Source organism: Mycobacterium sp. 4D054, assembly GCF_052245755.1.
Lineage (GTDB): Bacteria > Actinomycetota > Actinomycetes > Mycobacteriales > Mycobacteriaceae > Mycobacterium.
Genome location: NZ_JBQQCF010000100.1, coordinates 1 through 6,057, shown reverse-complemented (window position 1 = coordinate 6,057; position 6,057 = coordinate 1). Strand labels below are relative to the sequence as shown.

General features: G+C 59.2%; 6 protein-coding genes. All 6 read right to left on the bottom strand.

The window, feature by feature from the left end; all coding sequences use genetic code 11:
• Nucleotides 1–6: 6 nt before the first annotated feature.
• Entirely contained in the window at nucleotides 7–921 is a 915-nt protein-coding gene (locus ACTWP6_RS29670) for a phage major capsid protein (protein WP_443189572.1), read from the bottom strand.
• A 107-nt stretch (nucleotides 922–1,028) separates the two neighbouring features.
• Nucleotides 1,029–1,547 carry a hypothetical protein gene (locus ACTWP6_RS29665; RefSeq protein WP_443189571.1) on the bottom strand — a complete coding sequence of 173 codons (519 nt, stop codon included), beginning with the start codon at nucleotides 1,545–1,547 and terminating at the stop codon, nucleotides 1,029–1,031.
• Between the two features lie 183 nt (nucleotides 1,548–1,730).
• Nucleotides 1,731–2,063 carry a hypothetical protein gene (locus tag ACTWP6_RS29660; RefSeq protein WP_443189570.1) on the bottom strand — a complete coding sequence of 111 codons (333 nt, stop codon included), beginning with the start codon at nucleotides 2,061–2,063 and terminating at the stop codon, nucleotides 1,731–1,733.
• Entirely contained in the window at nucleotides 2,060–3,427 is a 1,368-nt protein-coding gene (locus ACTWP6_RS29655) for a phage portal protein (protein WP_443189569.1), read from the bottom strand. The genes ACTWP6_RS29660 and ACTWP6_RS29655 overlap by 4 nt, the downstream gene beginning before the upstream one ends.
• Nucleotides 3,428–3,458: 31 nt before the next feature.
• Entirely contained in the window at nucleotides 3,459–4,913 is a 1,455-nt protein-coding gene (locus ACTWP6_RS29650; RefSeq protein WP_443189568.1) for a terminase large subunit domain-containing protein, read from the bottom strand.
• Between the two features lie 443 nt (nucleotides 4,914–5,356).
• Nucleotides 5,357–5,647: a hypothetical protein gene (locus ACTWP6_RS29645; RefSeq protein ID WP_443189567.1), complete on the bottom strand. Its 291-nt coding sequence runs from the start codon at nucleotides 5,645–5,647 to the stop codon at nucleotides 5,357–5,359.
• Between the last annotated feature and the right edge of the window lie 410 nt (nucleotides 5,648–6,057).

Below are 6,057 nucleotides of genomic sequence, written 5' to 3'. Positions count from 1 at the left end.
AGCAAATCACGCACCGTCAACGACACCCCGACCGAACAGGAGGCCACCCCCGCGGCACTGACCACCTGAACCATCACCTCGAAGAATCACACGACGACGTCGTACACCACGTCCCTGGACTTGACCCGCCATTTGGTCATAGTCACCGAACGTTTGATCAAGAATCTTGACTGTCGGCGCAACATCGCGGGCGACGGCAATCTGTGAGAAATCCACCAATGCAGCGCGGGCAGTGTCGGGAGTCGGCGCGGTGTCATCGGGAATGCGATTCGTGACGATGACCGGGTGACCCAAAAGGGTGTAACCGCCAGCGGCAGTCACATCCGGTTGGACGATGTAATTGCCGTCAGTGGCTTTGATTTTGCGCAGATCAATTAGTTCGCGGCTTGTCATCACCCAACGCAATTGCGTGACATTGACGTTCTCTCCGAGCGCCAGGGCCTCGGCGTCGTGCAGGTCGTCTAGCTCCAAGATGCCGTTGACGGCAAGGGTCTGCGTTCCGGCCCACGCGAACATTCCTTGCGGCGTCGTGGTGCCGTCACCACCGGCTCCAAACAGTTGAGAATCGAGCTTGGCCGCAACATCGGTCACCAAACGATCCTTGAGCGCGGCGTCCAATGCAACAACGCTCTGGCGGGCCAATTCGTTGGAGTACCGCGTCAGCGTCTTGAGGCTTTTCATGGTGGACGGCAGCAGCTCCACCTCATCGAAATCGGGATTTGCCTCGGGAATCTGTTCGTTCTCCCCGACCCAGTTGACGACGGTCGGCCCGCCAAGCTTGGGAATGCGCAACGGCGATGCCGTGTCGAAAATGCGCGGGCCAGCGGCGAGGAATTTTGCGGATTCCTCTAGCGGCTTGACGAGGATTTTCGCAACCTGTTCCTGAGTGAGTTCGGTTGCGCTAGTGGTGCTTACAGCCATGATCGTCCTATCAATGTGAAATCGAATTAAGGAATTCGTTTCGCCACCGGGACGATTACGGGCGCATCTGGCGCAGTGCAGCCGAGAGTACCACGAAAAGGCGGCAATTACGCCCGTGATCGTAGGAGGTCAGCCAAACTCACCGGCTCGCTCGATTTACCTTGCTGACCCTGCCCCACGTCGCCAAACGGACGCCGAGTAGCCAAATGTGGTTTGCGTGCCAATAGGTCGTCAATGGCGTCAGTCAGCGCTTGCTCGTCTTCCAAGTGTTCGGCATCAAACGGCAAATCTGTCGGGTCAGCCATGCGCCCGGTTGCTGCTACCAACGCGGTGTGAAGACGAGCCGCGAGCGCGTCGGCCTGGTTGGCACGCTCCCGATATCCGGCGTTCTCTCGGCGCAACTTCTCTACATAGGAACGGCTGAAAGTTTTTGTTTCAGAGTTGCTTTCGTCGTCTTCGTCGGATACGCCTGCCTCGGTTTGGCCGGCGTTTTCGTCGTCGTCTAGTCCGTTCGGGTCCGCGTCCACGGTCGCGTCGGGTTCCAGCTCGGCTTGCTCGGTGGTCTCGTCAACGTCATCAGCCCTCGGCTCGGCAGTGGCCTCGTCATCAATTTTCTGAACAAACACGTTGTTCTCCTTTCTCATCGATTTCTTTCAATTTGTCTACGGCCTTGACTAATTGATAAGCCAGGTCTAAAGCCTCGTTAGACTCCATTCGGTACGTGACCCCGGCAATATGCATTCGCACTCTGCCTGTATTTGCGTCAGGCATAGGGTTGACTTCTGGTGACCCTTGCCGCGGTGAAACTCTCATCTGGCCCTCGCGGCGGCGATTCTCTGGCGCTTGCGGTGCTTTTCGATGAACTTTTCGACTCTGCGGTCTATGTCTGCGGCTTGCTGTTCAGCTTCAAAAGCGCGTCGGTAGCCGTCACGCATCTTGACGGTGTTTCGGTGGTGCAGTTCTGTACCGACGACGGTCCCGACCGCTGCGACACCTGCAAGCGAAATCGCCGTCAGACCAACTGCTTTAGCCACCCGTGTCGAAGTCTTGGTGTCATCGTCTGCGGTGCCGGTTTTGGCAAATCGGCCTCGGGCATCACGGCGGTAGACACGACGGCCCCGCGATGCAGCAATCCTGCTCATGCGCCTATCCCGCCAGGTGTGGGCGCAGTCGGTGGCGAACTGGCCGACTTGGCGTCGCGTTCCAGCATCGACAGCACCACGATTTCTTCTATGTCGTCGTCGGTGTAACCAAGCTTTTTCAGAGCGAATTCACGCGGCAGCAGGCCAGCTTGGAACATCTTCACTACCGCGTCGGCTTCTTGGGCGATGCTGCGCGTCGATGCGTCAGCCCATTGCACAGCGATGTTGTCCACCAGTGCTGGGGAGATTCCGTCGCGAACGGCAACCATCAGCTTGGCGACGCGCTCCCACGCTCTGCCGAACGTCCGTTGCCGATCCTCAGCCCTGGCGGTCAACGATGCCTCGGCGGCTCGCATCGCGTCGGCGCTGGCGGGGTTATCGGTGAAAATTCCGACGTAGTGCGCGGGTAGCGCCGAGACGGCCATTATCTGACCCAAAAGCACCTTCACCGACGCTTCGTAGCCGCCGAGTTCTGCGGCGGCCAATTGACCGAACTTCGCTTCGGCGTTTTCGGCAATCATTGCGCGGTTGCCTTCGGGAATTGGGTTTACCGCTTCCATGACGGGATTGTCGTCGTCATCGAGTACCGGATTACCGTCAGAATCGATAACCGGGCGTTCTTCCAATTCGATACCAGTAGCCCAGCGGCGCGGCCTGCCCACGTATTCACTCGTGGTCATCATGTCCACGAGAGATTTGTTCAAACCGTCCACAAGCGGCATTAGATCGTCAATCTCGCTACTGCCGTAGTCGCTGATAATTCGGTCAGAATTGCGCAGCTCCACAATCGGCACCACACCCAATGGATTGGGAATCGTTTGGACCGTCTCAAAGCCAAGCGTTGCGCCTACGTGGTTGGCGCGGTACCGCGTGATCGCATCCGGTAGGTACAGAACTGCCTCGGTCGTCGTTTCGGTCTCCCAGCGCTTGACCGCAGCGGTAATCTCGCGGGTGCCGGGATCGCGCTGAACCGCGATTTGCTTAGCGGATTCGACTGTGACACTTGGCCGTCCGGCGGCATCTGCCCACACAATGACGTAAGAGTCACCCAGTAACAGCGCTTCGCGATGAGCCACACCTGACAGTTGATCCATGTCGCAGCGCAGCCAGTCTGTCCACAACGCCGGATCGGAAAACCCCGTCACGGTCAAACGCTCAGCCAGAGCCGTCACCGACAGGCGAGGGATATTGCTAGCCATCCTGCCGAAGCGGTTACCGAGCGCGGTCTTAGATTCGGGACTCAAATAAGCCAACGGTTGCGTACCGATGTAATACTGATCCAATAGGGAATAGCGCGCCAACGGCTCATCGAGCTTTTGCAAAAGCTTAAGCAGCAAGTCCGATTGCGTAATTGGTGCAGTCATTGCAATTCCTATAAGTCGATATGAGCGCTATTCAGGCAAAGGATACAGTGCGTCGCTTCTGCGACCTAGTGGAATGCCACGCGGCGCGGTCAAAAGCCACAATTGCGGCCACGGCAGCGTCAATCTTTCGCGGACTGCCCTTTTTATCCTTGCTCACCAAATCGCCCATAGGTGTCCGCTTCGCCACGCAATGCGCGATGTGAGAGGCCAGATCAGCATTGCCGTCATGGGTCATCGTCTTGGTGTTCACGGCCTGATAGAGCCGATCCGTCGCCGGGGCCATGCGCTGCGCCGCAGCGGTATTCCACTCGATAACCCGCGTCTCGCCGTGACGTTTTGCCCACGATTCAATCTCAGAGCGCCAACCCCACGGATCACACGCCAGCTCCACCACGTTGTACTGATCGAAAGCTGAATCTATTGCGGCACTGACGCTTTCGCGCGGGACGCGCCAGCGTGGATCGCCAGGGTTCTCCCAGATGCCTTCAAGCCAGATATAGCCATCCATTGTCGCCCCGACCAACGCGGTGGAATCCCCCGATGCTGAGCCATCGAAGGCCAGGACGACGCGCTCACCGGGGGCGATTTTGCGAGGCTTTGCGCAGTCGGCCCACGTTCCCCACGGCAGCCATGATTCGACACCCGTAACCCACTGACCCAATCGAAGCTGACGAAACACGGGTTCTCTGATCGTTTTCAGCACCGATTCCAAGCCGTCTTCGCTCAGAAATGGGTCGTCGTCGGCCAACGCGGGGTTGGCTTCCCGCCAGGCGCCGCGGTCATCGACGGCACAGCCGTCGGGCGCGCTGTATTCGCGCAGGTAATACGAGGCGTCGGTACCGGCGCGACCGTGCTCAATGAGTCGCCACATGACCGAATCCGAGGAACTGGCCGGGGTTGAAATCGCTAGCGTGAGGCTTTCGGGCCGCTTGCCGGCCACTGACGTAACCGCTTCCCAAACTTCTTCGGTGACCACGTGCAATTCATCCACAACCATCAGGCTCGGGTCATGGCCGTGCAGCGCGCCAGGCTCGGCGGGAAGCGGCAGCAGGGTGGCATCGTTTTCCGGGAGGTAAATCCGGTCGGCGTAGACCTGCATTCGCTCTGCAAGTACCGGGTTCAGCTCAACCATGCGCTTGGCGTATCTCATGGTGATATTGGCCTGACGCTGATCAGAAGCGACAACCAATACCTCTGCGCTCGGAGGGCCGACGAACATCTCAGCCAGACCCAACGCAGCGGCAAGCATCGTCTTGCCATTGGCTCGCGGAATGCTCACCACGGCCGTCCTGATACCGGGCGCAAATGCTCCCTCAATGAGCTCATTCTGAAAGTTGCGCAGCTTGAACGGCTCTTTAGCCCCGTGACCACGCGGGGTGATCAGGTAGTCACCGATGAATTTCTGCCGTCGTGAAGCTCTAGACTCGGGATAGTTGCCGAAATCTATAGGTTCGACGCTGATTTGGCGCTTTGGTCCTGCTTTCATAGCCAATTCACCTCCCTACGTGACGGTTTGGCGGCATGTGTAACGCAAACTTCGGCTCCCCCTCGCGGGTCGTTGTTCCCCCTGGCCGGGGATAGCCCCCACCCTTTCCGTACGCAATGCTGAGCGGCTTTCATCGCCAGGTCGTGCGCCACCACGAGCGCGGTTGCACGGGCCGCACACCACGTCTACGTCCTTGATACGAATAGCTTTGCCTGCGGCTTTGCGCGCCCACGCGGTCGGTGTGTGGTCGCACTGCAAATCCTCGGTGGCTCCGCAATCGCTACAGAACGGTTGCAGTCGTCGTGCTCGTTCGGACAGCTTGCGCCATGCAAAGTCATAGCCTCGCGAGTCGGCAGATGTCTTGTCGCCGCGAGTCTTTAGCTTGTGCTCATCGCATCGTTCAGCGTCGGATAACTCTCCGCATTCGATGCAAGGCCGCAGCGTCACCACTGCCACATCTCATCGTCATTGCGCGATTCGTCGGGCAGTCGCGATGGACCTAGATGCTCGCGGAACCACATCTGCCCTGTCTCATCGAATTCGTCAGGGTGGTAACCGTCTGCCGCTGACAGTGCCGGGGCCATCAATAGCACAGCATCTTTAAAGTTGCGCTCACGCAGGCCGGGTGCCACTTGGGTCACGATCACCTGACCACCGGGTTCGAGTTGCCCACCGTTAGGCATGTCAGGCAGAGCCTGGCCAGTGGCCAGCATGATCGATTGCAGCTCAGCCATGGTGGGAGGACGGACACGCTGCCTCTCGTCGGGATGGTCGGCGAACCACGCTCGGTCATCGTCGCCAGCTTCGGCATATCCCTTGCCAATAGGGCACGTTGGCGCGTGCTCTAGCCCACCACCGGCACCGGGGCGGCGTTGGTTCTCGGGTGCCTCCCAGTGCGCCGCACAGTCAGGGCAGGTGATCGATGTCAGCGCCGGATGAATCCCTATGTGGTGCCCGGTCGCCAGCTCCACAACTCGTTGTTGGTCGCTGTCTCGCCAGTGGCCGCGCTCCCGTCGATGAACCATCCCGCGTTTGATGCGCACCTCCTTCCTTGGGAAGGTGCATGTCATGCCGAGCAAGTACGACCCGGAGACCCGAGCGAAGGCGGTCCGTCTGGTGCGCGAGCACCGGGAGGACTATCCGA

Excerpts from the sequence above, each read along its gene's own strand:
- ACTWP6_RS29660 (WP_443189570.1), bottom strand. The coding sequence starts at position 2,063 with ATGAGCAGGATTGCTGCATCGCGGGGCCGTCGTGTCTACCGCCGTGAT.
- ACTWP6_RS29650 (WP_443189568.1), bottom strand. The coding sequence starts at position 4,913 with ATGAAAGCAGGACCAAAGCGCCAAATCAGCGTCGAACCTATAGATTTC.
- ACTWP6_RS29655 (WP_443189569.1), bottom strand. The coding sequence starts at position 3,427 with ATGACTGCACCAATTACGCAATCGGACTTGCTGCTTAAGCTTTTGCAA.
- ACTWP6_RS29670 (WP_443189572.1), bottom strand. The coding sequence starts at position 921 with ATGGCTGTAAGCACCACTAGCGCAACCGAACTCACTCAGGAACAGGTT.
- ACTWP6_RS29645 (WP_443189567.1), bottom strand. The coding sequence starts at position 5,647 with ATGGCTGAGCTGCAATCGATCATGCTGGCCACTGGCCAGGCTCTGCCT.